Here is a 559-nt window from a genome sequence, read left to right as displayed (position 1 = left end):
TAGACATCGGGCACACCGCCCAGCCCACCCGCGAATGCGTAGAGTTCCCCGTCAACCTCTGTAATAAAGGCGTGTCCGTGGGTCTGCAATAGTCGCTCAAGTTCACGGCGCGGAATAGTGTCCGGCAGTCCAGCCCATTCAAACATGGAGAGAGTTTTCGCCAGCATGTAGCGGTTCATTCTCTTCACGTTCGACGTTTTGTTTTTGTAGTTGTAACCCATTATTCACCTCGTTTATTCGCGGCAATAGCACGAAGGGTTTCAGTGTTGATAAGAATGTTTCTGTTCAGTTCTTCCATCGTCACAACGAGTTTTGCGAGGGTCGTTTTGAGAATCCAGAACAACGCCCCGCAAACAACGATAGGAAAACCGACAGAGTTAATAAGTTCAGCATTAATAATGTCGGTCGTCATTATGCTTACACCTTGCGGCAGATTTTCAGGTAGTTGGCTATCGCGTCGCCCACGTTATTATCCTGATAGAAAACTTTATCGTTAGCAAAGAACCACGCGATTTTGGTTTGAACTTTGTTAACGGGCTTGAATACACTTCTATTATAG

General features: G+C 46.3%; 2 protein-coding genes. Both read right to left on the bottom strand.

Features of this window, described 5'->3' with window-relative positions; all coding sequences use genetic code 11:
• A partial coding sequence (locus N1032_RS27105) for a hypothetical protein (RefSeq protein WP_259543800.1) occupies positions 1-221 on the bottom strand: 221 nt, incomplete at its 3' end.
• Complete coding sequence (locus N1032_RS27100; protein WP_259543799.1) at positions 221-412, bottom strand: hypothetical protein; 192 nt, start codon at positions 410-412, stop codon at positions 221-223. The genes N1032_RS27105 and N1032_RS27100, both read right to left, overlap by 1 nt.
• Positions 413-559 lie beyond the last annotated feature (147 nt).

It is taken from the genome of Herbiconiux daphne (assembly GCF_024979295.1).
Classification (GTDB): domain Bacteria; phylum Actinomycetota; class Actinomycetes; order Actinomycetales; family Microbacteriaceae; genus Herbiconiux; species Herbiconiux daphnes.
This window is presented reverse-complemented; position numbering and strand designations above follow the sequence as displayed.